The 26,920-nt window shown below is 61.7% G+C and carries 22 protein-coding genes and 1 pseudogene; 17 read left to right on the top strand and 6 right to left on the bottom strand.

Features of this window, described 5'->3' with window-relative positions; translation table 11 throughout:
* The first annotated feature begins 101 nt into the window (after positions 1–101).
* A complete protein-coding gene (locus tag BFP93_RS23280) occupies positions 102–557 on the top strand; it encodes a DUF721 domain-containing protein (protein ID WP_065887591.1) in 456 nt (151 codons plus the stop codon).
* Positions 558–560: 3 nt separating this feature from the next.
* Here BFP93_RS23280 and BFP93_RS23285 read toward each other — a convergent pair whose 3' ends face one another.
* Positions 561–2,039 (bottom strand): helicase HerA-like domain-containing protein, encoded by a 1,479-nt coding sequence (locus BFP93_RS23285; RefSeq protein ID WP_065895086.1) that lies wholly within the window; start codon positions 2,037–2,039, stop codon positions 561–563.
* Between the two features lie 205 nt (positions 2,040–2,244).
* Here BFP93_RS23285 and BFP93_RS29750 point away from each other — a divergent pair.
* The 5 genes and pseudogenes from BFP93_RS29750 to BFP93_RS23305 all read left to right on the top strand — a co-directional run.
* A pseudogene (locus tag BFP93_RS29750) lies at positions 2,245–3,276 on the top strand (cache domain-containing protein); the annotation flags it as partial.
* A 93-nt stretch (positions 3,277–3,369) separates the two neighbouring features.
* Positions 3,370–4,134: a methyl-accepting chemotaxis protein gene (locus BFP93_RS29755; protein ID WP_370737812.1), complete on the top strand. Its 765-nt coding sequence runs from the start codon at positions 3,370–3,372 to the stop codon at positions 4,132–4,134.
* Positions 4,135–4,720: 586 nt separating this feature from the next.
* Positions 4,721–5,842, top strand: coding sequence for a glycosyltransferase family 4 protein (locus BFP93_RS23295; protein ID WP_065895088.1), 1,122 nt, complete (start codon positions 4,721–4,723; stop codon positions 5,840–5,842).
* On the top strand, positions 5,835–6,587 hold the full coding sequence (locus tag BFP93_RS23300) for a DUF2334 domain-containing protein (protein ID WP_065895089.1): 753 nt from the start codon (positions 5,835–5,837) through the stop codon (positions 6,585–6,587). The genes BFP93_RS23295 and BFP93_RS23300 overlap by 8 nt, the downstream gene beginning before the upstream one ends.
* A complete protein-coding gene (locus BFP93_RS23305) occupies positions 6,575–7,684 on the top strand; it encodes a lysylphosphatidylglycerol synthase transmembrane domain-containing protein (RefSeq protein ID WP_065895145.1) in 1,110 nt (369 codons plus the stop codon). Before BFP93_RS23300 ends, BFP93_RS23305 begins: the two co-directional genes overlap by 13 nt.
* Before the next feature lie 115 nt (positions 7,685–7,799).
* On the opposite strand, the gene purU is transcribed toward BFP93_RS23305, so the two are convergent.
* Positions 7,800–8,648, bottom strand: coding sequence for a formyltetrahydrofolate deformylase (gene purU, locus BFP93_RS23310; RefSeq protein WP_065895090.1), 849 nt, complete (start codon positions 8,646–8,648; stop codon positions 7,800–7,802).
* A gap of 345 nt (positions 8,649–8,993) precedes the next feature.
* Between purU and mvaT the strand changes: the two genes are divergently transcribed.
* Positions 8,994–9,368 carry a histone-like nucleoid-structuring protein MvaT gene (mvaT, locus tag BFP93_RS23315; protein WP_003175830.1) on the top strand — a complete coding sequence of 125 codons (375 nt, stop codon included), beginning with the start codon at positions 8,994–8,996 and terminating at the stop codon, positions 9,366–9,368.
* 90 nt (positions 9,369–9,458) lie between these two features.
* Here mvaT and sbcB read toward each other — a convergent pair whose 3' ends face one another.
* Entirely contained in the window at positions 9,459–10,886 is a 1,428-nt protein-coding gene (gene sbcB / locus BFP93_RS23320) for an exodeoxyribonuclease I (protein WP_065895091.1), read from the bottom strand.
* 166 nt (positions 10,887–11,052) lie between these two features.
* On the opposite strand from sbcB, the gene BFP93_RS23325 reads away from it, so the two are divergent.
* The 6 genes from BFP93_RS23325 to BFP93_RS23350 are packed head-to-tail and all read left to right on the top strand — an operon-like array spanning position 11,053 to position 17,720.
* Positions 11,053–11,745 (top strand): RDD family protein, encoded by a 693-nt coding sequence (locus BFP93_RS23325; RefSeq protein ID WP_065895092.1) that lies wholly within the window; start codon positions 11,053–11,055, stop codon positions 11,743–11,745.
* Entirely contained in the window at positions 11,742–12,716 is a 975-nt protein-coding gene (locus tag BFP93_RS23330; RefSeq protein WP_065895093.1) for a stage II sporulation protein M, read from the top strand. The genes BFP93_RS23325 and BFP93_RS23330 overlap by 4 nt, the downstream gene beginning before the upstream one ends.
* A complete protein-coding gene (locus tag BFP93_RS23335) occupies positions 12,703–14,232 on the top strand; it encodes a DUF4129 domain-containing protein (RefSeq protein WP_065895094.1) in 1,530 nt (509 codons plus the stop codon). The genes BFP93_RS23330 and BFP93_RS23335 overlap by 14 nt, the downstream gene beginning before the upstream one ends.
* Entirely contained in the window at positions 14,229–15,386 is a 1,158-nt protein-coding gene (locus BFP93_RS23340; RefSeq protein ID WP_065895095.1) for a DUF4350 domain-containing protein, read from the top strand. The genes BFP93_RS23335 and BFP93_RS23340 overlap by 4 nt, the downstream gene beginning before the upstream one ends.
* Entirely contained in the window at positions 15,383–16,381 is a 999-nt protein-coding gene (locus BFP93_RS23345; RefSeq protein WP_065887580.1) for an AAA family ATPase, read from the top strand. The genes BFP93_RS23340 and BFP93_RS23345 overlap by 4 nt, the downstream gene beginning before the upstream one ends.
* Before the next feature lie 7 nt (positions 16,382–16,388).
* Complete coding sequence (locus tag BFP93_RS23350) at positions 16,389–17,720, top strand: DUF58 domain-containing protein (RefSeq protein WP_065887579.1); 1,332 nt, start codon at positions 16,389–16,391, stop codon at positions 17,718–17,720.
* A 55-nt stretch (positions 17,721–17,775) separates the two neighbouring features.
* On the opposite strand, the gene BFP93_RS23355 is transcribed toward BFP93_RS23350, so the two are convergent.
* Together BFP93_RS23355 and BFP93_RS23360 are read right to left on the bottom strand one after the other, a co-directional pair.
* Entirely contained in the window at positions 17,776–18,135 is a 360-nt protein-coding gene (locus BFP93_RS23355) for a PilZ domain-containing protein (RefSeq protein WP_065895096.1), read from the bottom strand.
* A gap of 216 nt (positions 18,136–18,351) precedes the next feature.
* Positions 18,352–18,726: a tetratricopeptide repeat protein gene (locus tag BFP93_RS23360; protein WP_065887577.1), complete on the bottom strand. Its 375-nt coding sequence runs from the start codon at positions 18,724–18,726 to the stop codon at positions 18,352–18,354.
* Between the two features lie 175 nt (positions 18,727–18,901).
* Between BFP93_RS23360 and pyk the strand changes: the two genes are divergently transcribed.
* Positions 18,902–20,353, top strand: coding sequence for a pyruvate kinase (pyk, locus tag BFP93_RS23365; protein ID WP_065887576.1), 1,452 nt, complete (start codon positions 18,902–18,904; stop codon positions 20,351–20,353).
* A 538-nt stretch (positions 20,354–20,891) separates the two neighbouring features.
* On the opposite strand, the gene BFP93_RS23370 is transcribed toward pyk, so the two are convergent.
* A complete protein-coding gene (locus tag BFP93_RS23370) occupies positions 20,892–21,824 on the bottom strand; it encodes an iron-sulfur-binding ferredoxin reductase (RefSeq protein ID WP_065895097.1) in 933 nt (310 codons plus the stop codon).
* 214 nt (positions 21,825–22,038) lie between these two features.
* Between BFP93_RS23370 and BFP93_RS23375 the strand changes: the two genes are divergently transcribed.
* The 3 genes from BFP93_RS23375 to BFP93_RS23385 all read left to right on the top strand — a co-directional run bounded on the left by BFP93_RS23375 (position 22,039) and on the right by BFP93_RS23385 (position 26,824).
* Positions 22,039–23,562, top strand: coding sequence for a fumarate hydratase (locus tag BFP93_RS23375; protein ID WP_065887574.1), 1,524 nt, complete (start codon positions 22,039–22,041; stop codon positions 23,560–23,562).
* A 176-nt stretch (positions 23,563–23,738) separates the two neighbouring features.
* Positions 23,739–25,505 carry an ATP-binding protein gene (locus BFP93_RS23380; RefSeq protein WP_065895098.1) on the top strand — a complete coding sequence of 589 codons (1,767 nt, stop codon included), beginning with the start codon at positions 23,739–23,741 and terminating at the stop codon, positions 25,503–25,505.
* On the top strand, positions 25,499–26,824 hold the full coding sequence (locus tag BFP93_RS23385; RefSeq protein ID WP_065895099.1) for a sigma-54-dependent transcriptional regulator: 1,326 nt from the start codon (positions 25,499–25,501) through the stop codon (positions 26,822–26,824). Before BFP93_RS23380 ends, BFP93_RS23385 begins: the two co-directional genes overlap by 7 nt.
* Positions 26,825–26,920 lie beyond the last annotated feature (96 nt).

A 26,920-nucleotide genomic window follows, 5' to 3' on the forward strand; every position in this document is an offset into this window, starting at 1 on the left:
TACTTATTGATTTCACGGGAAAAGCCCTGCCGATGCATGGCTTCGGGGCCCACAGGCGCTTTCTGTTAAGATGGCGGCTCTGTTACCTAAGGTGTCTAAACATGGCATTTCGCCCTCTTCCAGCCCGCGCTCCCGGCGTGTTGCTTCGCGAAGCCAAGCCGTTGAAAGCCATCTTTGGCCACGCGAAACGGCTGGGGCATTTGCAACGCCTGCTCGAAAGCCAGTTGCAACCGGCCGCGCGCGAACACTGTCATGTGGCGTCCTGGCGTGAAGGCAATCTGCTATTAATTGTCACTGACGGCCATTGGGCGACCCGTTTGCGTTACCAGCAAAAACGCCTGCAGCGACAATTGATGGTGTTCGATGAGTTTGCCGGCCTGGTGCGTATCCAGTTCAAGGTCCAGCCGCCCACCGTACTGCGCAGCACGGCGGGGCATACGATGGACCTGTCGGAAAATGCCGCCGAAACCCTCCAGGCCACGGCTGAAGGGATCAACGATCCGGGTCTGCGCGCGGCCCTGCAACGGCTGGCCGCCCATGCCAGGCCCAAACCCTGAACCTCACTTGCGCTTGCTGCCGCCCAGCAACGAGCCCAGCAAGCCGCGCACCAACTGCCGCCCCATCTGATTGGCGGCCTGCTGCATGGCGGATTTCAGCGCCTTGCCTGCCGTGGTTCCAAGGAACGCACCGGCCTTGTCGGTGAAGCTGGGCTCTTGCGTGGCGGGCTTGGTCTCCTCGGTCGGCCCCAAGTCCTTGCGGGCCATCAGCACCTCGTAGGCCGATTCGCGGTCAATCGGCTTGTCGTAACGGCCCTGCAGCGGCGAACTGGCGATCAATGCCGCCCGTTCGGCCTCGGTCAGCGGCCCGATCCGCGACTGTGGCGGTGCGACCAGCACTCGCTGGACCACCTCCGGCGTGCCCTTTTCCTGCAAGGTGCCCACCAGCGCTTCCCCGGTGCCCAACTCGGTCAGCACCGCCAGGGCATCGAAGGCCGGGTTAGGCCGGAAACCGTCCGCCACCGCCCGCAGGGATTTTTGCTCTTTGGTGGTGAATGCCCGCAGGCCATGCTGAATACGCAGGCCCAGTTGCGCCAGCACCGTGTCAGGCAAGTCGCCCGGCGACTGCGTGACGAAGTACACGCCCACCCCTTTGGAGCGAATCAACCGCACCACTTGCTCCAGACGGTCCTGCAACGCCTTGGGTGTGTCGGCGAACAATAGGTGCGCTTCATCGAAAAACAGCGCCAACAGCGGTTTTTCCGCATCACCGCGCTCGGGCAACTGCTCGAACAGTTCCGCCAGCAGCCACAACAGGAAGGTCGCGTAGACCTTCGGCGCGTCATGCACCAGGCGGCTGGCGTCCAGCAGATGAATACGGCCGCGCCCGTCGCCGGCGGGCTGCAAAATATCCTCGAGCTGCAGGGCCGGCTCGCCGAACAGCGCCTCGGCGCCCTGCTGCTCCAGCACCGCGAGACGCCGCAACAACGCCTGGCTGGAACCGGTGGTCATCAACGCCGCATCGTCACCCAACAGTTCAGGGTGATAACGCAGGTGGTTGAGCAATGCCTTGAGGTCTTTAAGGTCCAGCAGCAGCAGGCCCTCACGGTCGGCCACCTTGAACGTCGCGTACAGCGCCGACTGCTGGCTGTCGGTGAGTTCCAGCAGGCTGCCGAGCAACAACGGGCCCATTTCACTGATGGTGGTGCGCAACGGATGACCGGACTGACCGTGGATATCCCACAGCGTGACCGGATAAGCCTTCGGCGCGTAATCAAGGAAGGGCATCCCGGCGATGCGTTCGGCGACTTTGCCCTGGGGATTGGCCGCAGCGCCCAGGCCGCACAGGTCGCCCTTGATGTCGGCGGCGAATACCGCCACCCCCGCGTCACTGAACGCTTCGGCCAGGCGCTGCAAGGTGACGGTCTTGCCGGTGCCCGTGGCGCCGGCGATCAACCCGTGACGGTTGGCCAGGCGCATGGGCTGGGCGATGGGCTGGCCATCCGGGCCGGCACCGATAAGCAGTTGTGTGGAGTCAGGCATTTCGTCACCTATGGTTAATCTTTAGTGCCGCGAGGTCGATATAGACGGATGTAAGCCCGACAAAGACTAAAAAATAGTCAGATAATTCCTATACGGACCAACGGAGCTATCAGCAGAAATATCACACCTTTTTTTACGCTGCCATTTTGCGCCTTGTCTAGAGGGCGCGCCCCGGACATCAAGACCTTAGCGGACCTTACAAGCCATGAATAAAAACCTGCGCTTCAGCCACAAAATTTTGCTTGCAGCCTCCCTTATCGTCATCGCCGCCTTTGCGTTGTTTACCCTCTATAACGACTACCTTCAGCGCAATGCGATTCGTGACGATCTCAATAGCTACCTGCATGAAATGGGCGACGTCACCGCCGGCAGTATTCAGACCTGGCTCACCGGGCGTATCGCGCTGGTCGAAAACGCCGCACAGAATATCGCCCTCAATCCCGAGCCTTCCGTGGTTGCCAGCCTGCTGGAACAGAAAGCCCTGACCTCATCGTTCATGGCCACCTACGTCGGCGACAGCCAGGGCAAGTTCACGATCCGCCCCGACACCAAGATGCCCGACGGTTTCGACCCGCGTGTGCGCCCCTGGTACAAGGACGCCCAGAACAGCAACGGCTCGACCCTGACCGAGCCCTATATCGACGCGGCCACGGGGAGTTTGATTATTTCCATCGCCACCCCGAGTGCCAAGGCCGGCCAGAGCATCGGCGTGGTGGGCGGTGACCTGAGCCTGCAAACCCTGGTGGACAACATTGGCGCGCTGGACTTGGGCGGCATGGGTTACGCGTTTCTGGTCAGCGCCGACGGCAAAGTGCTGGTGCACCCGGACAAGGCCCTGGTCATGAAGACCCTGGCTGACGTGTACCCCAACGACACGCCGAAGATCAGCGCTGATTTCAGCGAAGTGCAGGCCAATGGCAAGACCAATATCGTTACGTTTACCCCGATCAAGGGCCTGCCCTCGGTAAACTGGTACCTGGGCATTTCGGTGGATAAAGCCAAATCGTTCGCCATGCTCACCCAGTTCCGCACGTCGGCAGTCATCGCCACCCTCATCGCCGTGGTGATCATCATCGCGTTGCTGGGCATGCTGATCCGCGTGTTGTTGCAACCGCTGCACGTGATGACCCGCGCCATGCAGGACATTGCCGACGGCGAAGGCGACCTGACCCGGCGCCTGACCATCCAGAACAACGACGAGTTCGGCACCCTGGGCACCGCATTCAACCGTTTCGTGGAGCGCATCCACACCTCGATCCGCGAAGTGTCATCGGCCACCGAGCAGGTCAATGAAGTGGCACTGCGGGTGGTCAGCGCGTCCAACTCGTCGATGGTCAATTCGGATGAACAGGCCAACCGCACCAACAGCGTCGCCGCTGCGATCAATGAGCTGGGCGCTGCCGCCCAGGAAATCGCGCGTAACGCGGCGCAGGCCTCCAGCCAGGCCAGTGATGCGCGGCATTTGGCCGAAGACGGCCAGCAGGTGGTAGAGCGCAATATCAAGGCCATGACCCAGCTGTCGAGCATGATCAGCGCCTCCAGCAGCAATATCGAGGCGCTGAACAGCAAGACGGTGAACATTGGCCAGATCCTTGAAGTGATCACCAGTATTTCCCAGCAAACCAACTTGCTCGCACTCAACGCCGCCATCGAAGCCGCGCGTGCCGGTGAAGCCGGTCGCGGCTTCGCGGTGGTGGCCGATGAAGTGCGCAACCTGGCGCACCGCACCCAGGAATCGGCGCAACAGGTGCAGAAGATGATCGAGGAACTGCAAGTCGGCGCCCGCGACTCGGTGAGCACCATGAGTGAAAGTCAGCGCCACAGCCAGGACAGCGTGGAAATCGCCAACCTGGCCGGCGAGCGCTTGAACAGCGTGACCCAGCGCATTGGCGAGATCGACGGGATGAACCAGTCCGTGGCCACCGCCACCGAAGAGCAGACCTCGGTCGTGGAGTCGATCAATATGGACATTACTGAAATCAACACCCTCAACCAGGAAGGCGTGGAAAACCTGCAATCGACGCTGCGCGCCTGCACGGACCTGGAGCAACAGGCGTCGCGCCTGAAGCAATTGGTGGGCAGCTTCCGTATCTGATACACAGAGGAGCTTGGCGGTACTCGGTAAAAAGTGACTATCTTACTGATGCTCCACAATCCAAATGTGGGAGGGGGCTTGCCCCCGATGGCGGCCTCTGGGCCGACCAGGATGTTGGATTGGACCGAGTACATATCCGTTTCTGCGGTCACGGCTGCTAATGGTTCCGCTTTTACAGCGGCTCACTTTTGAAAAGCGCAAAAGTAAGCAAAACGCTCTTGCCCCACCACTCGGCACCTCGCTAATGCTCGGTGTGCCCGAGATCAACATCAAAATAAAAAGCGACTCGCTTCGCATCGTGGTTACGGGTGGGTGCGGCTGCTTTATGTAGGAGCGAGCTTGCTCGCGAAAAACTCACAGGCGCCGCGTTCATTCAGGAAGCACGCGTTATCGTTGACGTTTTTCGCGAGCAAGAGCTAGGCGCCCCCCTCGCTCCTACAGACGGCGGTGTTCGCTTAACTGACTGGTATCAGGGCAAGCACCCTCCCCCATCATTTCAAGCTCGAACACGCAGCACGACCCCAATCCCGATCGAACATCTATCCTTACCTCAGGTCCACGTTAAGGAGAGCAATGGATCGGAGGGATGTTCATCGTGCATATCGCTGACATAACCATGTTCTACGCCCCGGCCAGCGGTGGCGTACGCACTTATCTGGACGCCAAGCACCGGCGCCTGGCGCTCAAGCCCGGCATTCGCCACAGTCTGTTGGTGCCGGGCGCCCACTTGAGCGAGCGCGATGGTATTTTCCAGGTGCCGGCGCCGCCGCTGCCCTTCGGCAAAGGCTACCGCTTCCCCCTGCGCCTGGCGCCATGGCGAAATGTCCTGCACGATTTGCAGCCTGATCTGATCGAAGTCGGCGATCCTTACCTGACCGCCTGGGCCGCCCTGGACGCCCGGCGCCAGCTGGATGTGCCCGTCATCGGTTTTTACCACTCCGATCTCCCCCTGCTGGTGCGTAACCGCATGGGCGCCTGGTTTACCCCCAACGTCGAAGCTTATGTCAGCAAGCTCTATGGGAATTTTGACCGCGTACTGGCTCCCAGCCAGGTAATGGCCGACAAACTCATTGGACTTGGGGTAAAAAACGTCTTCGTGCAACCCTTGGGCGTCGACCTGCAAACCTTCACGCCACAGGTACGCGACCCCGGCCTGCGCGCCGAACTGGGGATCGATGAAGACACCAGGCTGCTGATTTTCGCCGGGCGTGGCTCCAAGGAAAAGAACCTGCCGGTGCTGCTCAACTGCATGAAGCGCCTGGGCGAGGGTTATCACTTATTGCTGGTGGGTTCCGGCATGCCGGCCAATGTGCCGGACAATGTCACCGTGATCGATGGCTTCCGCCCGGCCGATCACGTGGCCCGCTTGATGGCCAGCGCCGATGCGTTATTGCATGGCGGGGACCAGGAAACCTTCGGCCTGGTCATTCTGGAAGCCATGGCCTGCGGCATTCCGGTGGTCGCCGTGGCGGCGGGCGCCTTTACCGAGATTGTCGACGAGCGCTGCGGCCTGCTCTGCGCACCCAACAACCCCAAGGCGATGGCCGATGCGGTACGCGAACTGTTTGGCGCCGACAGCCGCCGTCTCGGGGAACAGGCGCGGCGCCATGTCGAACAGCATTACGCATGGGATGCGGTGGTGGACAGTCTGCTGGGGCATTACCATGCCGTGCTCGGCACACAAAAGCCGATGCTCGCTCATGGTTGAACGTTCAGTCATGCTGGTGCTGCACGACGTGGCGCCGAGCACCTGGGCCGATTACCGGCCCTTTGTCGAAGCCGTCGACGCCATCGGCAATGTCCCTGTGACCTGGCTGGTGGTCCCGGACTTTCATCATCACAACGCCCTGGCCACCCATGCAGACTTCCGGCGCCTGCTCGACAACCGGGTAGCCAAGGGCGATGAACTCACCTTGCACGGGTATTACCACTGCGACGACCAACCCCGGCCGCGTACACCCCGGGAATGGTTCATGCGGCGCATCTATACCCATGAGGGCGAGTTCTACCAGTTATCGCAAGCCGAAGCCTTGCAGCGCCTGACCGACGGCATTGAGGTATTCCAGCGCAATGACTGGCCCCTGCAAGGGTTTGTCGCACCTGCCTGGCTGATGAGCCAGGGCACCCGGTTGGCATTGCGCCAGTTACCGCTGAGCTACACCAGCGACCCGCAGCACCTGTATCGCCTGCCCAACTTCACGCCCATCCACGCCCCCGGCCTGGTGTGGAGCGCGCGCAGTGCATGGCGCCGAGGCTTGTCCAAGGTCTTGAGCGATCGACGCGAGCAGCGCTGGCAGACCGCACCGGTGATCCGGTTAGGGTTGCACCCCGTGGATATGCGTCACGAATTTTCCCGTCAGTATTGGCTGCACACCCTGGAGCGCCTGCTTGAGGATGGACGCACGCCACAGACCAAGTCCGCGTGGCTGTCGACGCTGCCATGCGCCGGCTGATCTGGCTGGGCCTGGCGCTGCTGGTCGCGCTGGTGATCCCGGTGTGGCTGGGTGGCGGCGAAACCGTTGCGCGCCTGCGCCAGTTTCCCCTGCTCCAATTACTGGGAATGTTTGCCATGATCATCGGCTGCTGGCTGATCAACAGCCTGCGCCTGCGCTTATTGCTGGGCGCACAGCGCGCTCGGTTGGGATGGCGCAAAAGCCTGGGCGTGGTGATATCGACCGAATTCGCCATGTGCGCGACCCCAGGCGGCAGCGGCGGGCCCCTCACGCTGATGGGCCTGCTGGCACGCAGCGGCATACGTCCGGCCCATGGCAGCGCGGTGTTCGCCATGGACCAGTTGAGTGACTTGCTGTTCTTTTTCTGCGCACTGGTGGGCATCGTGCTGTATGCGCTGTTCCATAGCCTCAGCCCACGCCTGGAAGAGCTGTTGGGGCTCAGTGCCGTGTCGATGGTCGGTGGCGTCGTCGGCTGCGTGTTGGTGGTGCGCTTTCATCGCCGCCTGATTCGCCTGGCCGGAAGTGCACTCAAGGCCATGAAAGTGCGCGCCGGCACCCGCCGGCGGTGGGCCCGTCGGTTGCTGCGCTTCCTTGCGGCCTTCACCCAAACGCTGAAATTGCCCTGGAGCACCCTGCTCGGGGTGTTCGCGCTGACCAGCCTGCATTGGTTATTACGCTACAGCGTCTTGTACCTGGCGCTGCGTGGCCTGGGTGGGCAGGTGCAGTGGGCCTGGAGCTTCCTGATCCAGATGCTGTCATTGACCGCAGGGCAATTGAGCCTGCTGCCAGGCGGGGCCGGGGCGGCGGAGTTGACGTCGGCGGCATTGCTCGCGCCGATGGTAGGCAATGCCACGGCGGCGGCAGCCATTCTGATCTGGCGGGCAGTGACCTATTACTTCTATCTGCTGGCCGGTGCGCCCGTGTTTCTGTTGATGGTGGGCAAGCCGCTGCTCAAGCGTCTTTTCCGGGGGCAGCGGGCGGCTTTTCATCCTCCTGCAACTGCTCCCACAACTGGGCGGCGCCGGGAAAGTCAGTACCATCCTCAGCACACAGCGCATCCGGGTCGTAGCGACTCAGACAGCCCTCGCCCAGGGTAGCGGGTGGCCTGGAAGTCGCCTTGTCGAGTGGGTCGGTCATGGTCGCCTCCTGAAAATAAAAAGGGCCCGGAGAGTTTTACTCCCGGACCCCTGCTTGTTCAACCAGACGCGTCGGTCAGAACACCACGGTCTTGTTGCCGTGCACCAATACGCGATCTTCCAGGTGATAACGCAAGCCACGGGCCAGCACCATCTTTTCGACGTCGCGACCGAAACGCACCATGTCTTCGATGCTGTCGCTGTGGCTGACGCGCACCACGTCCTGCTCGATGATCGGACCGGCGTCCAGCTCCTCGGTGACATAGTGACAGGTTGCGCCGATCAGCTTCACGCCGCGCAGGGACGCCTGGTGATAAGGCTTGGCACCCACGAACGACGGCAGGAAGCTGTGGTGAATGTTGATCACCTTGCCCGCGTATTCGCGGCACAGTTCCGGCGGCAGGATCTGCATGTAGCGCGCCAGCACCACCACGTCGGCATCGTGCTGCTTGACCAGGCGCGACACTTCGGCGAACGCCGGCTCCTTGTCCTGCGGGTTGACCGGCACGTGGTAATACGGGATGCCATGCCATTCGACCATGCTGCGCAGGTCGTCATGGTTGGAGATCACACACACGATCTCGCAATCGAGCTCATCGCTGTGCCAGCGGTGCAGCAGGTCCGCCAGGCAGTGGGATTCACGGCTGGCCATCAGCACGACGCGTTTCTTCTGCTCTGTGTCGGTGATGTGCCAGGTCATCGAAAACTCTTCGGCGATCGGCGCAAACGCCTCACGGAAGGCTTGCAGACCAAAAGGCAAGGTATCGGCACGGATTTCGTGACGCATGAAAAACCAACCGCTGAGATCATCCGAGTGATGGCTCGCCTCGGTGATCCAACCGTTATGAGAAGCCAGAAAGTTACTGACCTTGGCAACGATGCCAACCCGGTCCGGGCAAGCAATCACCAGCCGAAAAGTGCGCATTAGGGGGAAACTCCAGAACTTCGCAAAGGCCGCCATTCTAGCGATTGCGCAGAAAAACTGCAGTACTCCTTGTGCCTTATTCTGATCCCTGGCGCTGGCAACACCCCTTAACAGCGTAAGGGTTTACCAGCGTTATATGGCGTTACACAGGCAAGCTCGGCAATTAGCAGAATTAAGCTGATTGTTTTTAGCCGCGTACCCGATAATTAACTCGACTTCACACCGCGGCGAAAAACTTCAATCTAATTCACGTAAATAGCTGCTTAAATGTTTACTTGATGAAATTGCCTGACTATTATTAGGCCACTCACCCTGTCAATCAGCGTTCTACATAAGGTTGTCCACATGTCTCTGATCAACGAATACCGCGCCACCGAAGAAGCTATCAAAGAGCTGCAAGCCCGTTTGAAGAACCTGTCGCAAGACGACAAGCTGAAAACCGAGCTGGAATTCGAAGGCAAACTGCGCACCCTGATGGGCGAATACTCCAAATCCCTGCGTGACATCATCGCGCTGCTGGATCCGGAATCGAAAGTTAAAGCACCGCGTGGCGCTGTGAAAACTACCGGCACCAAACGTGCTCGCAAAGTCAAGCAGTACAAAAACCCGCACAACGGTGAAGTGATTGAAACCAAAGGCGGCAATCACAAGACACTGAAAGAGTGGAAAGCCAAGTGGGGCGGTGACGTGGTAGAAGGTTGGGCTACCCTGCTGGGCTAAGCCTGGTCGGATCTGCACCCGATACGCGACACATTGAAAACGCCAGCTCGCTGGCGTTTTTTATTGTCTGAATGTTTTGCAGTTGCTCGGCTACAGATTCAGGCGGGCCGCTAAAGAGTCAGCATAGTCTTGCCATTCATCCAGTACCTGGCACTGAAACGCTGTCGCACTGTTTTTCAATTCCTGATGGGCCAGCTTAAATGCCGCCAGGGTATTGGGTGCGCCCCATACCGGGTCTGACAACCGTTGCTGACAGAAAAGTCTCCAGCGCTCTTGCTCCTCATTGTTCAAGGTTTCAGGAAAGTTACGCGCGCGATAGCGGAATAATAATTCAGGCAATCGATGATCATCGAACGGCCATTGCTGGCGTCCCAGTTGTACCGGCTCTGCCATGCGAACTTGTTCACATAAGCGCCGATCACGGTCGCCGATAAAACCCTCATAGAGCTGCTGCTCAGGATCGGCATTCGGCGCATATTCCTCCTCGGCGTAAACGCTCGCCAACTTGTCACGCCAAACTTCCTGTGCGTCAGTTAGTCGCAGCGCCCGTGCCTGGTAAACCTCCATATCCAATTGCAACCGCTCGCGATCTTGCGCGCGCAGCACTTTCAAGGGCGCGACGACCGGACAGCGGTTGATGTGCAGCAACTTGAGCGGCACCGGCAGATCGCCCGCCGACAGCTCATCGCGCCGCGTATAGAGGCGCTCGCGCAACGTTTGGGCATCCAGTTCGAGCAGGGCCTGCGGGTCGAGCCCCAAGTCGCACACAATCAATGCATTGCGATTGCGCGGATGCCAGGCCAACGGCAAGACCACCCCCAGATAATGCCGCTCGGCGCTGAAGCGTCCGGAAATATGCACCAGCGGCTGTAACAGGCGCACCTGGTCCATCACCCGTTGCTTGCTCCGCAACTGGAACAGCCACTCATACAGCTTGGGTTGTTTGTCCCGCACCAATCGCGCCAGGGCGATGGTCGCGCGCACGTCAGACAACGCATCGTGGGCCTGGCCGTGGTCGATGCCGTTGGCTTGCGTCAGGCGTTCGAGCTTGAGCGTCACGCGCCCGTCCTGCTCGGGCCACACAATCCCCTCCGGGCGCAGGGCATAGGCGGTACGCATCACATCGATCAAGTCCCAGCGGCTGTTGCCGCCCTGCCACTCGCGTGCGTAAGGGTCGAAAAAGTTGCGATAGAGACTGTAGCGCGTCATTTCATCGTCAAAGCGCAGGGTGTTATAACCCGCGCCGCAGGTGCCGGGGGCCGCGAGTTCGGCGTGCACCCGGGTCATGAAGTCCGCTTCGGCAAGGCCTTTGTGCGCCAGGACCTGCGGCGTGATACCGGTGATCGCACACGCTGCCGGATGGGGCAGGATATCGTCGCTGGGCCGGCAATACAGATTGATCGGCGGGCCGACCTCGTTGAGCTCGAGGTCGGTACGAATGCCGGCTACCTGCAGCGGGCGATCGCTGCGCGGGTTGATTCCGGTGGTTTCATAGTCGTACCAGAAAATGGAGGTCACGGGCTGTTCCTGTGCTGAAGACCGGCAAAGTCTAGGCGCTGCAAGGGGCCAGGGGCCAGCGATACCTTACTGGACAAACATCCAGCAAAATCTTGAAGGGTTGCTTCCCGCCTCGACACTGCTAGCATCCGTGTCTCTCAGTCGCTTCGCACTGCCAAGGATCGCAATGCCAACAGCTCCTCTGGATACCTGCTACCAGATCGAGACCCCCGAGGGTATCGACCTGCCCTTGCGCCCTGCCGGCCTTGCGCCAAGGGCATTGGCCTTTGCCTTCGATCTGCTCGTGCGCGGCGTGATCATGGGCATCCTGCTGGTGCCCCTGGCGCTGCTTGGCAACCTCGGCCTCGGCCTGGGCGCGCTGCTGCTGTTCCTGGTCAGTTGGTGGTACATGGTGCTGTTCGAAGTGCTCAACCAGGGCTGCTCGCCCGGCAAGCAAGTCATGGGCCTGCGGGTGGTACAGGATGACGGCACCGCCATCGGTTGGTCGGCATCACTGATCCGCAACCTGCTGCGGTTTGTCGACATACTGCCCTTCGGCTACTTCTTCGGCGCCATCAGTTGCCTGCAACATCCGCACTTCAAGCGGCTCGGCGACCTGGCAGCGGGCACGCTGGTGGTCTACCGCGAACAGTCGCTGGCCCGTCCGCCCCTACCTCAGGCAGCCGCCCTGCGCCTGCCCTTCGCGCTGGAGCTGAGTGAACAGCGCGCAATCCTCGGTTTCGCCGAACGCCAGGCCGACCTGTCTGCCGAGCGGGTGCATGAACTGGCTGCAATCCTCGCGGCGCCCTTGCAGGTGTCCCCGGCCCGCGCCGTGGAGCAACTTAACGGTGTGGCCCGCGGTTTGTTGGGGCCGACATGAAGCAGAGCCTTTTTGAAAGCCGGCACCAGCAGCAATGGCAGACTTTCGCCGAACAACTGAAACAGTTGGAGCGAGGCAAAGCCTGCGAGGTGGCCGACTTCCCTTATCACTATCGACGCCTGTGCCAACACCTGGCCCTGGCCCAGGAGCGCGGCTACAGCAGTTACCTGGTGGACCGCCTGCAACAACTGGCGCTGCGCGGCCACCAGCAACTGTATCGCCATCGCAGCCAAACGACGGCGAACGTGGTGGCCTTCATCCTCGCCGATTTCCCGCGCCTGGTACGCGAACAATGGCGGTTCGTGCTGATCGCCAGCCTGCTGTTCTTTGGCAGCCTGCTGGGCATAGCCCTGTTGGTCTACCTGTTTCCCGACCTGATCTACAGCATCGTCAGCCCGCAACAGGTGGCCGAGATGCAAAGCATGTACGACCCCGCCGCCAGTCGCCTGGGCCGCGCGGCCGAACGCGCCTCCAGCGAAGACTGGATGATGTTTGGCTACTACGTGATGCACAACATCGGCATCGCCTTCCAGACCTTTGCCGCCGGTTTGCTGTTCGGCCTGGGCAGCGTGTTCTTCCTGGTCTTCAACGGCTTGACCATCGGGGCGGTGTCCGGGTACCTGAGTGAAATCGGCTACGGCCAGACCTTCTGGTCATTCGTGATCGGCCATGGTGCCTTCGAACTCAGCGCCATCGCACTGGCCGGTGCGGCGGGCCTGCAACTGGGCTGGTCACTGATCGCGCCAGGGCCGTTGGCACGTAGCGAATCCCTGCGCCTGGCGGCCCGCAAAAGCGTGCAGATGCTCTGCGGAGTCATAGTGTTCCTGCTGATCGCAGCGTTCATCGAAGCCTACTGGTCATCCACCACAAGCATTGCGCCCTGGATCAAATACCTGGTGGGCAGCGCACTATGGCTGCTGGTGGCCGCCTACCTGATCTTCGCCGGCCGGACTCGCCATGCGCCTGACTGACGCCAGCGTGGTCATCCGCCCGCGTACCTCCTGGGAAGCCATGGACCTCGGCGTACTGCTGGCCCGTGAACATCGTGCAGTGCTGATGGGCAGTTGGGCCCTGGTCAGCCTGCCTGTGTTCCTGCTACTCACCTCGCTGCTGTGGCAGTACCCGTCTTACGCCCTATTCCTGTTCTGGTGGCTCAAGCCCGCCTTCGAACGCTTGCCGTTGTACATTCTTTCCAAGGCCCTGTTTGGTGAAACCCCGAGCCTGAAACAGGCCGCTCGCCAGTGGCCACGCCTGCTCAGGGGGCAACTGTTCGCCAGCCTGACCTGGCGCCGGCTGAGCCTGAGCCGCAGCTTCATGCTGCCGGTGAGCCAGCTTGAAGGCCTGGATGGGCCGGTGCGTCAACAGCGCCTGGGCATACTGCAACAGCGTAATGCAGGCGCCGCGCGCTGGCTGACAATCATCGGGGTGCATATGGAGATCGGCCTATGGTTCGGGTGCATGGCGCTGTTCTATCTGTTCATCCCCGAGCAGGTTGAACTGCAGTGGGACTGGCAGCGGCTGGTACTGGCGACAGGCCCGCAGGGGCTATGGCTGGAACACCTGAGCAACGCGTTCTATGCGCTGGTCCTGGTGTTCTGGGAACCCATCTACGTCGCCTGCGGTTTCAGCCTGTACCTCAACCGTCGCACCGTTCTGGAAGCCTGGGACCTGGAACTGGTGTTTCGCCGGTTGCGCCAACGCCTGAGCGGTGTCGCGCCGCTGTTGCTGCTGGTCGTCGGGCTCACGCTGGTGCAACTGAGCCCATCGGCGCTGGCCGATCAGACAGCTGAGCCCAAGCCCCTCGGCACCCAGGCGGCCAGCCAATCGATCAAGGCGCTGTTGGAAAAACCGCCGTTCAAGAATCCGCAAACCGTCACCCGTTATCGTTTTGGCGAGGAAAAACCCGCCACGCCCCGCAAAGCCCATGGGGACGGTAAATTACCTGCCTGGCTCCAGCAATTGCTCGACAACCTCAACAGCAACACCTTCAGGCACGTGGCCCAAGGCTTGGAGATACTGCTATGGAGCGTGGTGATTGGCGGGCTGGCCCTGGTGGTGTGGCGCTACCGTGAATGGCTGCGCACATTTGTCAGCCGCAGGCGGCGACCTCAGCCCATCACCGCAAGGCCTGCGCCTGCCCAATTGTTCGGCCTGGAACTGGGGGTCGAGACATTGCCCGACGATATCGCCAGCGCCGCCGAACAGCTATGGCCCACCCGCCCGCGGGAAGCCCTCGGCCTGCTGTATCGCGGCCTGCTCAGCCGGCTGCTGCATGAGTTCGACCTGCCACTCAAAAGTGCCGATACCGAGGGCCAGGTACTGGAGCGCGTTCATCAGTTGCAGCAACCGCAGTTGCTGGCATTCAGCCGCGAATTGACCGCTCACTGGCAAAACCTTGCCTATGGCCATCGACTGCCTCCCGGCACCGCCCAGCAAAAACTGTGCAGCGATTGGCGCGCACTCTTCAGTAGCGGAGCCAGCCAATGAAACGGCCATTACTGTGGATTGCCGCGCTGCTGGCCTGCCTGTTGGGAGCGGGCGGCCTGTATGCCTGGCACAAGGCAATTCCCTATGAGGAGGTTGTGGATCGTGGCCCATCGCCGGACGCACTGGCCAACCCCTACCTCGCGGCGGAGGATTTCCTGCGCCAGCAAGGCCTGGCGGTAACACATGCCAACGGGCTCGAGCGGCTTGCCGATCTGCCCGCCCCAGGCCATAGCCTGCTGTTGCTGGGGGAGCGTGGCAACATGACCCCAGGCCAGGTCGAACAACTGCTGACGTGGGCAAAAGCCGGGGGGCACCTGTTACTGGTGGCCGAGGCGTTATGGGATGAAGATACCGGTAAAAGCGGCGACCTGCTGCTCGATCGTCTCAATCTTCACCAAACCCTTAGCGATGACTTCGACGAGCCGGCGGTGCCGCGCAAAAAGATCGCGCCGGACCTCACTAAACTGTATGTCGACAATGAAACCGCACCGGCGTATTTCAGTTTTGACACCGACTTCAACCTTACCGACCCCGGGCACCTGGCGCAGTTTTCAGCCAACAGCGCCAAGTCCAGCCATCTGATGCAACTTGACCTCGGGTCAGGCCGCGTCACGGTGCTCACCGACAGCGACCTGTGGAAAACCCCGAGCATCGGCAAGCACGACAATGCCTGGCTGCTGTGGTACCTGAACCAGGGCACCGACGTCACCCTGCTGTTCAACAGCGGCGCGGACAACCTGCTGACCCTGCTGGTTCGTTACTTCCCCCAGGCCCTCGTCGCGCTGGTCGCACTGCTTGCCCTGGCACTCTGGCACGCCGGCATGCGCCAGGGCCCGATCCAGGCACCCGCGCCCAAGGCGCGTCGACAGCTACAGGAGCATTTGCGCGCCAGCGCCGACTTCCTGCTACGCCGCAGCGGCCAGGGCGCCTTGCTGCAAGCCTTGCAGCAGGATTTACTGCGCACCGCCCGCCGCCGTCACCCCGGCTTTGAACACCTCGACATGGCAGAACAATGTCAGGTGCTGGAACACCTGACGCAACAACCCTCCCCTATCATCCGCCAGGCACTCGGCGCACCTGCGCTGAAACGGCTCTCCAGCGCCGATTTCAGCCAACGGGTGGCGTGCCTGCAAACCCTCAGGAATGCCCTATGAGCGACTCTCCAACGGCTACAACCCTGACCGCAGAACAGACTGTCCAAAACGCCACGCAACAGGCCCAGGCCCTGCGCATTGAATTACGCAAGGCAGTGATTGGCCAGGACGCGGTGATCGATGACGTGCTTACCGCGTTGATTGCAGGTGGCCATGTGCTGCTGGAGGGTGTACCCGGCCTTGGCAAAACGTTGCTGGTGCGTGCGCTGGCCCGTTGTTTCGGCGGCGATTTCGCGCGCATCCAGTTCACGCCGGACCTGATGCCCAGCGATGTCACCGGCCACGCGGTGTACGACCTGCAGACCGAACAGTTCAAGCTGCGCAAGGGGCCGTTGTTCACCCACTTGTTACTGGCCGACGAAATCAACCGCGCTCCGGCCAAGACCCAGGCGGCACTGCTCGAAGCCATGCAGGAGCGCCAAGTCACCCTGGAGGGCGAGGCATTGCCCATCGGCGCGCCGTTCATGGTGCTTGCCACCCAGAACCCGATCGAGCAGGAAGGCACCTATCCGTTACCTGAAGCCGAGTTGGACCGCTTCATGCTCAAGGTGCGCATGGACTATCCCGACGCGCAGCAGGAAGTGGACATGGTGCGCGAAGTGACCCGCTCGTCCAGGGCCGACATGCTCGATGTACAACCGTTGCGTACCGTGCTGCAGGCCGAAGACGTGGTACAGATGCAGCAGATCGCCAGCGGCATGCCTCTGGATGAACAGGTGCTCGACTATGCCGTACGCCTGGCGCGGGCCACGCGCAGTTGGCCGGGCTTGACCATCGGCGCAGGCCCACGGGCCTCTATCGCCCTGATTCGCGGCGCCCGTGCCCGTGCGCTGTTGCGCGGCGGCGACTTCGTGACCCCGGATGACGTCAAGGGATGCGCTCTGGCGGTGCTGCGTCACCGCGTACGGCTCGCGCCCGAACTGGACATCGATGGCCTGGAGGTGGACCAGGTGATCAAGCAGTTGCTCGACCAGATTGCGGCCCCCAGGCAGTAACGCCGGCATGAAACCGACCCGTCTGTTCCTGACCTGGCTGGGTGTCCTGTTGGCCCTCAGTATCCTGCTGGGCGCGTCGATGGCCTTGCAGGTCAAGGTGCCCGAGACCTTGCACGCAATCGCCTGGGGCCTGCTCCTGGCCCTGTTGGTGCTGGCGATGCTCGATGCCATACGGTTACGCCGCCGCCCTTCGGTACGTGTGCGCAGGACACTGCCCGGCAGCCTGGCATTGGGGCGCTGGGGAGAAGTGCGCCTGTCACTGGAACACGACTATCCACAGCCGCTGACCGTGCAGGTATTCGATCACGTGCCCGACGGGCTGGTTGTGGATAACCTGCCGCAATCCATTTTGCTGCGCCCGGGCGAGCGTGGTGAGTTGGGCTATCGTGTGCGCCCCGTACGACGTGGACATTTCAGCTTCAGCCGCTGCGAAATCCATCTGCCCAGCCCCCTGGGGTTGTGGTCGGCGCGGCGCTGGCTCGACGTCACGGACGCCACTCGCGTGTACCCGGACTTCGCACGCTTATCGGGTGCGCAGTTGCAGGGGGTGGATAACTGGCTGAGCCAACTGGGTGTGCGCCAGCATCAGCGGCGTGGACCGGGCCTGGAGTTTCATCAATTACGCGAGTTTCGCGACGGTGACAGCCTGCGTCAGATCGACTGGAAAGCCACGGCACGACAACGCACGCCGATTGCCCGGGAATATGAGGATGAACGTGACCAACAGATTGTGTTCATGCTCGATTGCGGCCGGCGCATGCGCAGCCAGGACGACGAGTTGTCCCACTTCGACCACGCTCTGGATGCCTGTCTGTTACTGAGTTACGTCGCCTTGCGCCAAGGCGATGCAGTCGGGCTGTGTACCTTTGCCAGCGACCAGCCGCGTTACCTGGCGCCGGTCAAGGGCAGCGGTCAGTTGAACGTCTTGCTCAATGCCGTCTATGACTTGCACAGCACACGCAAGACAGCCGACTACGAGGCCGCCGCCAGCCAATTGCTGGCTCGGCAAACACGGCGCGCATTAGTGATCGTGGTCACCAACCTGCGTGATGAAGACGATGAAGCACTGGTGAGTGCGATCAAGCGCATTGGTCGGCACCATCGGGTGCTGATCGCGAGTTTGCGAGAGGAAGTGCTCGATCAACTGCGCCAGGCCCCGGTACAAACCCTGCCCGAAGCATTGGCCTACAGCGGCGCAATTGACTACCTCAACATGCGTAACCAGTTGCATGACCGCCTGGGTGCCCATGGGCTGACCGTGCTGGATAGCTTGCCGTCAACATTGGGCGCCGCGCTGGTGACGCGTTACCTGCGCTGGAAAAAAGCCGGCGTGTTCTGAACGCACGCGCACGGCCACGGTGGACACGGCCCCCGTAGCCGACTGCACCCGCCGTTCAGGCGGATGCCTGCAGCGGATCGAAACTGAAGTAATGCAACAAGGCGCTGATCAGCTGTGCGTATTCTTCGCATGCCTGAAGCACGCGGAACCCCGAATCGTAATGTTGCGGGTTGACGTCTTCCCGGCTCCACAGACAAGTCGCGGTAAGATCAACAGCCTGGAATTCGCCGTGCAGCCCGGGAATTTTCAAGCGCAGCTCGAAGTCTGCACCGATCATCATCGGTAACTGGCTGATCAGCATCAGCCCGCCCTCGGAAACGTCGCCCAGAAAACCGATTGGCTTGTCCGTAAGCCGATTGAACACCTGCAAGAAATAAGGCAGCTGATGCCGTTCGATCCGTCGTTCGATAAACATGGTGAGGTTGCCATCCCATAAAGCCAGTGATTCGAAACGAGCCCATCGCTCTCCCTGATATCGGTGTGAAAAGCGCGCGTTGTCACGCGACCGCTGCCGAATCCGGGCGTTGCACTGTTTTGAATAGAAAGTTGTACAAACTGATATTCAAAGAATAGCCCAAGACTGGCACCAGGCCAGTTCTCAAGCGACAAAGTTCTCAAGCGACAAATAGCACTACAGCGAGGTCGGCCGTGGTTGCGCCACACTTGCGCCGGAGTCATGCCCCAACTGGCGCAAGGTATCGAGCCGGGCACGGGCGCGATAAGCGTACTCGCTGGACGGGTATTGGCTGATGATGAATTGATAGGTTTGCGCGGCATCGACGAACAGCTTCTGCCGCTCCAGGCACTGCCCGCGCAGCATCGAAACCTCGGGTTGCACATAACGACGGGTGCGGCTCTCGCGGTCGACCTGGGACAACTCCAGCGTGACCCGCGCGCAATCGCCCACCCCATAGGCACGGTAAGCGTTGTTCAAATGGTGGTCCATTGACCAGCGGGTGCAGCCGACAACACTGACGGCCAGGGCAGCAACGAGCAAAATTCGCATGGGGGTTCTCCTGTCTTGTGCAGTGTATCGACCCCGCGCCGAAAATCTTCAAGACTGTTCGTCTTTTCAACCTCAGCAAAAACAAGCCGTTCGTCAATAAGTAGTGCAAACGAACAATGACTACAACGAAAGAGCATAGTAGCCTTCCCCAGCGCTTGAACTCAGGAGTCTGTGCATGTCCGTCCGTCGTACCAAAATCGTCGCCACCCTTGGCCCGGCCAGCAACTCGCCGGAAGTCCTCGAACAGCTGATTCTGGCTGGTTTGGACGTTGCCCGTCTGAACTTCTCCCACGGCACCCCGGACGAGCACAAGGCTCGCGCCAAGCTGGTGCGTGACCTGGCCGCCAAACACGGTCGTTTCGTGGCGCTGCTGGGTGACCTGCAAGGCCCGAAGATCCGTATCGCCAAATTCGCCAACAAGCGGATCGAGCTGAAGATCGGTGACAAATTCACCTTCTCTACCAGCCATCCGCTGACTGAAGGCACCCAGGACATCGTCGGCATCGACTACCCGGACCTGGTCAAGGACTGCGGCGTCGGCGACGAACTGCTGCTCGATGACGGCCGCGTGGTCATGCGCGTCGACACCGCGACCCCGACCGAACTGCATTGCACCGTGATCATCGGCGGCCCGCTGTCCGACCACAAAGGCATCAACCGTCGCGGCGGTGGCCTGACCGCACCGGCCCTGACTGAAAAAGACAAGGCCGACATCAAGCTCGCCGCCGAGATGGAAGTGGACTACCTCGCCGTGTCCTTCCCGCGCGACGCCGCCGACATGGAATACGCCCGTAAACTGCGCGACGAAGCCGGTGGCACCGCTTGGCTCGTGGCGAAGATCGAACGCGCCGAAGCCGTGGCCGATGACGAAACCCTCGATGGCCTGATCAAGGCGTCGGACGCCGTGATGGTTGCCCGTGGCGACCTGGGCGTGGAAATCGGCGACGCCGAGCTGATCGGCATCCAGAAGAAAATCATCCTGCACGCGCGCCGCCACAACAAAGCGGTGATCGTTGCGACCCAGATGATGGAGTCGATGATCCAGAACCCGATGCCGACCCGCGCCGAAGTGTCCGACGTGGCCAACGCCGTGCTCGACTACACCGACGCCGTGATGCTCTCGGCTGAAAGCGCCGCCGGCCCGTACCCGTTGGAGGCCGTCCAGGCCATGGCGCGCATCTGCGTCGGCGCTGAAAAGCACCCCACCAGCAAGACCTCCAGCCATCGCATCGGCAAGGTTTTCGAAAGCTGCGACCAGAGCATCGCCCTGGCGGCCATGTACACCGCCAACCACTTCCCGGGCGTCAAGGCAATCATCGCCCTAACCGAAAGTGGCTATACGCCGTTGATCATGTCGCGCATCCGCTCCTCGGTGCCGATCTACGCGTTCACCCCTCACCGCGAAGCCCAGGCCCGCGCGGCGATGTTCCGCGGCGTGTACACCATTCCCTTCGATCCGGCCTCGCTGGCACCCAACGAAGTCAGCCAGAAAGCCATCGACGAACTGGTCAAACGCGGCGTCGTAGAGAAAGGCGACTGGGTCATCCTGACCAAAGGCGACAGCTACCACACCACCGGTGGCACCAATGGCATGAAGATCCTGCACGTGGGCGACCCGCAGTACTGAGTGACACGCAAAAAAAACAAAAGCCCCGCCATGAGAATGGCGGGGCTTTTTGCATTTTAAGGCGCCATCCCGGCGTGGTATCTACACAACTGTCGTTCGCAGCCCCTACGGTAACCACGATGCGAAGCGAGCCGCCCTTGATCTTGATCTTGATCTGCTTTTGATCTTAGGCGCCCCGTCAAACCACGCTGGCCGGAATTCGCCATGGATTTGGGGGGCAAACCGGCAGGGATGCCGGTTTAGCCGCCCCGCGCCATGGATGGCGCGTGGCGGCGGCCCCCCAAATCCATGGCGGATTACGGGCACACCGAGCCTAAGCGAGGTGCCGAGTGGTGGGGCAAGAGCGTTTTGCTTACTTTTGCGCTTTTCAAAAGTGAGCCGCCGTAAGGGCGGAACCCTAAGCAGCCGTTACCTAAGTAATGGATATGTACTCGGTCCAATCCAACATCCTGGTCGGCCCAGAGGCCGCCATCGGGGGCAAGCCCCCTCCCACAGTTAACCGCGTACACCCGCAACGCCTGTGCTCGACAGCCAGCGTTCAACCACGGGGCAGGAATACATCGGCCAGCAGTTGATTACGCGGCAGCCCCGCCAGGAACAAGCGTTTGGAAAAGGCTTCGACGCTGTCAGGATGCCCGCAGACTAAGGCCAGCGTCTGCCGCGATATGAGCCGCAGTTGCCCCAATGCCTGGGCCAACTCATGTGCGGTCCACAACTCCACTGTAAGGTTCTGATGCTGCGCGGCCAGCGCCATCAGGGGCCCGGCCAGATAATGCCCATCAGCATCATGCGCCAGATGAACCACGCGAATGGCACCTTGGTGATCCTGGCGCAACGCCTCACGCAACACCCCCCACAAAGGCCCCAGCCCGGTACCGGAGGCGAGCAGCCACAGCGGTCGCGCCTGCCAGTCCGGATCGTAATGCAGCGCCCCGCCGCGCAACTCGCCCAGGCGCAGACAATCCCCCAGGTTCAACTGTCGCGCCGCATCGCTGAATTCGCCGGGTAAACGGCAATCCAGATGAAACTCCAGGTACGGGTCCTCCTGCGGCAAACTCGCCAGGGAATACGGCCGCGCCACCTGCCCCGCCCATAACACCAGGTGCTGCCCAGCGCTGTAACGCAGGCCGCGCTGCGGTTGCAGGCGCAGACGCAGCACCGACGCCGTCAGCCAATCGGCACCCACCACCTGCGCCGCCACACCGTCGCGCACAGGATCAAAGGCTTCGACCTGCAGATCGCCAACCACCTGGCACTGGCAGGCCAGGCGCCAACCGTGCTGGCGTTGCTCCAGGCTCAACGCGTCAGGTTGGCGGTCCTGAACCTCGCCCTGGCAACGTACCAGGCAGGCATGGCAACTGCCGGCGCGGCAACTGTAGGGCACGGCCACACCTGCCTGGTTCAAGGCATCCAGCAGGTTGCTGCCGGTGGCGACCGACCAGTGGCGTTCGCCGACGTGCAGTTCAGGCATATAAAGGCTCTATCAGAAGGGACGCGCACAGGGAATCATGCCTGCGACAGTTTGACCATAGTCGGGTGTATCGGCCACCGCCACGGGTTATACTGCCGCGCCTTTTTAGCGTCGCGCCTGCACCAATGGCGTGCCTGTGGAAGGTGGCTTCAGCCGACCGATGCAACACTGAAGCCACCTTTATTGAATGTTCCCTTATAGAGGAGCGCGACTCATGACCGTGATCAAGCAAGACGACCTGATTCAGAGCGTTGCCGACGCCCTGCAATTCATTTCCTACTACCACCCGGTTGATTTCATCCAGGCGATGCACGAGGCCTACCTGCGCGAAGAATCGCCGGCGGCCCGTGACTCTATCGCCCAGATTCTGATCAACTCGCGCATGTGCGCCACCGGCCATCGCCCGATCTGCCAGGACACCGGCATCGTCACCGTGTTCGTGCGCGTGGGCATGGACGTACGTTGGGATGGCGCCACCATGGGCCTGGACGACATGATCAACGAAGGCGTGCGTCGCGCCTACAACCTGCCGGAAAACGTCCTGCGCGCGTCCATCCTCGCCGACCCGGCAGGCGCGCGCAAAAACACCAAGGACAACACCCCGGCGGTGATCCACTACTCCATCGTCCCGGGTAACACCGTGGAAGTGGACGTGGCCGCCAAGGGCGGTGGTTCCGAAAACAAGTCGAAAATGGCCATGCTCAACCCGTCCGACTCGATCGTCGACTGGGTGCTCAAGACCGTTCCGACCATGGGCGCCGGCTGGTGCCCACCGGGCATGCTCGGCATCGGCATCGGCGGCACCGCCGAGAAAGCCGCGGTGATGGCCAAGGAAGTGTTGATGGAATCCATCGACATCCATGAACTGAAGAAGCGCGGCCCGCAGAACCGTATCGAAGAGATGCGCCTGGAGCTGTTCGAGAAGGTCAACCAACTGGGCATCGGCGCCCAGGGCCTGGGTGGCCTGACCACCGTGCTCGACGTGAAGATCATGGACTACCCGACTCACGCCGCTTCCCTGCCGGTGTGCATGATCCCCAACTGCGCCGCCACCCGCCATGCGCATTTCGTGCTCGACGGTTCGGGCCCGGCATCGCTGGAAGCGCCACCGCTGGACGCCTACCCGGAGATCGTCTGGGAGGCCGGCCCATCGGCCCGTCGCGTCAACCTCGACACCCTGACCCCGGAAGAAGTGCAGAGCTGGAAGCCGGGCGAAACCGTGTTGCTCAACGGCAAGATGCTCACCGGTCGCGACGCCGCGCACAAGCGCATGGTCGAGATGCTGAACAAGGGTGAGACCCTGCCGGTGGACCTCAAGGGTCGCTTCATCTACTACGTCGGCCCGGTTGATCCGGTGCGCGAAGAAGTGGTTGGCCCGGCAGGCCCGACCACCGCGACGCGGATGGACAAGTTCACCCGTCAGATCCTCGAACAGACCGGCCTGTTGGGCATGATCGGCAAATCCGAGCGCGGCCCGACCGCTATCGAAGCGATCAAGGACCACAAGGCCGTCTACCTGATGGCCGTAGGCGGCGCCGCTTACTTGGTGGCCCAAGCCATCAAAAAATCGCGCGTCGTCGCTTTCGCCGAACTGGGCATGGAAGCGATCTACGAGTTCGACGTGAAGGACATGCCGGTCACCGTTGCGGTGGACAGCAACGGCGAGTCGGTACACATCACCGGTCCTGCCATCTGGCAGAAGAAGATCAGTGAGAGCCTGGCGGTGGAAGTGCAGTAAGCACCTCCCTCCAAGGATAAAGGCGACTGCGGCCCCAAGGCCCAGTCGCCTTTTTTTTTGATGAGTGCAGTCAAATGTGGGAGGGGGCTTGCTCCCTCCCACACAAGCCCCCCTCACTGCACTACCCAATGGCTCATGGTATGGTGCTCGCCCCTTACCGGCCTGTTCATCATCGTATGATCGCGATCCCTCGCCCCCTGCGCCTGACGTTCTATTCCCTGCTGATCATCGCCGGTGCCGTGCTGGCTGCCGCCCTGGCCACGCGCCATGCCGAACGCCAGGCCCTGGTGGACGATGCCGCTCGCGCCAACCAGCAGCTCGCGCTGTATGCCAACTCGCTGCACACCCTGATCGAACGCTACCGCGCCCTGCCCGCCGTGCTGGCCCTGGACTCGGAGATGATCAACGCCTTGAAAGGCCCGCTGACTGTCGACACCCAGGACCTGCTCAACCGCAAACTGGAACGCATCAACAGCGCCGCGCAGTCGTCCACCCTGGAATTGATGGACCGCACCGGCCTGGCCGTGGCCGCCAGCAACTGGAAGCTGCCCAGCAGTTATGTGGGACACAACTACGCATTTCGGCCTTATTTCAGCCAGACCCTGAGCCAGGGCACCGGGCGCTTTTATGCCGTGGGGGTGACCACCGGCATCCCGGGCTACTTCCTTTCCAGCGCGGTGGTCGATGAGCACGAGCAGTTCCTTGGCGCCATGGTGGTCAAGCTGGAGTTTCCCGAACTGGAACGCGAATGGGCCCAGGGCAATGACTTGCTGCTGGTCAGCGATGCACGCGGCATTGTGTTTATCGCCAACCAACCGGGCTGGCGCTATCGCAACCTGCGGCCGTTGTCAGAGAGCGACTTGGCTGAACTCAAGGCCACCCGTCAATACGACAAGAAGCAATTGCAGCCGCTGGAGGCCCGCACCCTGCAACGCTTCGACGACAACAGCCACTTGATGCGCGTCAACAGCCCCGACGGCAGTGCCAACTACATCTGGGAGTCGCTACCGCTCAAAGCCGAAGGCTGGACCCTGCACCTGCTGCGCAAACCCCAGTTCCCGCTGGAAGACCAGCGCAACGCCGGCCTTGCCGCCGCCGGTTCGTGGCTGGCCCTGGTGTTTCTTGTGCTGTTCCTGAGCCAGCGTTGGCGCCTGGCGCGCCTGCGTCAACGCAGCCGCGAAGAGCTTGAGCAATTGGTCGAGGAGCGCACCCAGGCCCTGCGCACCGCCCAGGATGGCCTGGTGCAGTCGGCCAAACTGGCGGCGCTGGGGCAGATGTCCGCCGCCCTTGCCCACGAAATCAACCAACCGCTGACCGCGCAACGCATGCAATTGGCGACGCTGCGGCTGTTGCTCGACCACGGCCGCGTGGACGATGCCTATAAGGCACTCACACCGCTGGATGACATGCTCACGCGCATGGCGGCGCTGACGGGCCACCTCAAGACCTTCGCCCGCAAAAGCCCCAGCGGCCTGCGCGAACGCCTGGACCTGGCCACCGTGGTCGACCAGTCCCTGCACCTGCTCGACGCGCGCCTGCGCGATGAACATATCGGCGTAGCGCTGGACCTGACCCGCCCTGCCTGGGTACGCGGCGACGCGATTCGCCTCGAACAGGTGTTGATCAACCTGCTGCGCAACGCCTTGGATGCCATGGCCGACAAACCGCGCAAACGTCTGGAGATTCGTTTGCACGCCGACCAGCAGCTCTGGCAGTTAAGCGTCAGCGACAGCGGTGGCGGGATTGCCGAAGAGCACTTGAACAACGTCTTCGACCCCTTCTTCACCACCAAACCAGTGGGCGACGGGCTCGGCTTGGGGTTGGCGGTGTCCTACGCTATCGTGCACGAACTGGGCGGACGCCTGATCGCCGGCAACCGGGGCGACGGCGCAGTGTTTACCTTGACCTTGCCTGTCGCCCTGGAGACGCCCGATCTATGTTGAACGCGGTGATTGTGGTTGATGACGAAGCCAGCATTCGTACGGCCGTCGAACAATGGTTGAGCCTGTCGGGTTTCGAGGTGCAGTTGTTCAGCCGTGCCGAAGAATGCCTGGCGCAGTTGCCCAGGGACTTCCCCGGCGTGATCCTGAGCGATGTGCGCATGCCCGGTCTCAGCGGCCTGGAGTTGCTGGCTGAAGTACAGCGGCGCGATGCCGACCTGCCGGTCATCCTGCTCACCGGCCATGGCGATGTCCCCATGGCCGTCGACGCCATGCGCGACGGTGCCTACGACTTCCTGGAAAAACCCTTCAGCCCGGATACCCTGCTCAATAGCCTGCGTCGAGCACTCGACAAACGCGGCCTGGTCCTGGAAAACCGCCGCCTGCATCAGCAGGCCGACCACCGCGCCCAGCTCGAATCCAGCCTGCTGGGGGTGTCCCGCAGTCTGCAGAACCTGCGCCGTCAGGTGCTGGACCTGGCCACGCTGCCGGTCAATGTGTTGATCCGTGGCGAGACCGGCAGCGGCAAGGAATTGGTCGCCCGCTGCCTGCATGATTTCGGCCCACGGGCGAAGAAGCCGTTTGTCGCGCTCAATTGCGCGGCCATTCCCGAGCAACTGTTCGAGGCCGAGTTGTTCGGCCATGAAAGCGGCGCGTTCACCGGCGCCCAGGGCAAGCGTATCGGCAAGCTGGAGTATGCCCACGGCGGCACGCTGTTCCTCGATGAAATCGAAAGCATGCCTCTGGCCCAACAGGTGAAATTGTTGCGGGTACTGCAGGAGCAGAAGCTGGAGCGGTTGGGCTCCAATCAAAGCATCCAGGTGGATTTGCGCATCATTGCCGCCACCAAGCCGGACCTGCTGGAAGAGGCCCGTGCCGGGCGTTTTCGCGAAGACCTGGCGTATCGCCTGAACGTCGCGCAACTGCGCCTGCCGGCGCTGCGCGAGCGGCGCGAAGACATCCCGTTGCTGTATGAACATTTTGCGCAAAGCGCTGCCGAGCGCTTGGGCCGCCAGGTCGAGCCCTTGAGCGGGCCGCAGTTGGGACGCCTGCTCAGCCATGACTGGCCGGGCAACGTACGTGAACTGGCGAACGTTGCCGAGCGCCAGGTGCTGGGGCTTGGAGAGCCGGAACCTGAAGGTGTCGAGGCCGGGCAATCGTTGGCGGCGCAACAGGAAGCCTTCGAGGCGCATTGCCTGAAAGCTGCGCTGGCCCGGCATAAAGGCGATATCAAGGCGGTGCTGGCTGAGCTGCAACTGCCGCGCCGCACCTTCAATGAAAAGATGCAGCGGCATGGATTGGTAAGGGAGATGTTTCTTTAGCAGCCTTCCGATCGCAATCGGGGGCAAGCCCCCTCCCACATTTTGATTTGTGAACACATCCAAGTGTGGGAGGGGGCTTGCCCCCGATTGCGCCCG

The organism is Pseudomonas sp. 44 R 15, from assembly GCF_900004965.1.
GTDB lineage: Bacteria > Pseudomonadota > Gammaproteobacteria > Pseudomonadales > Pseudomonadaceae > Aquipseudomonas > Aquipseudomonas orientalis_A.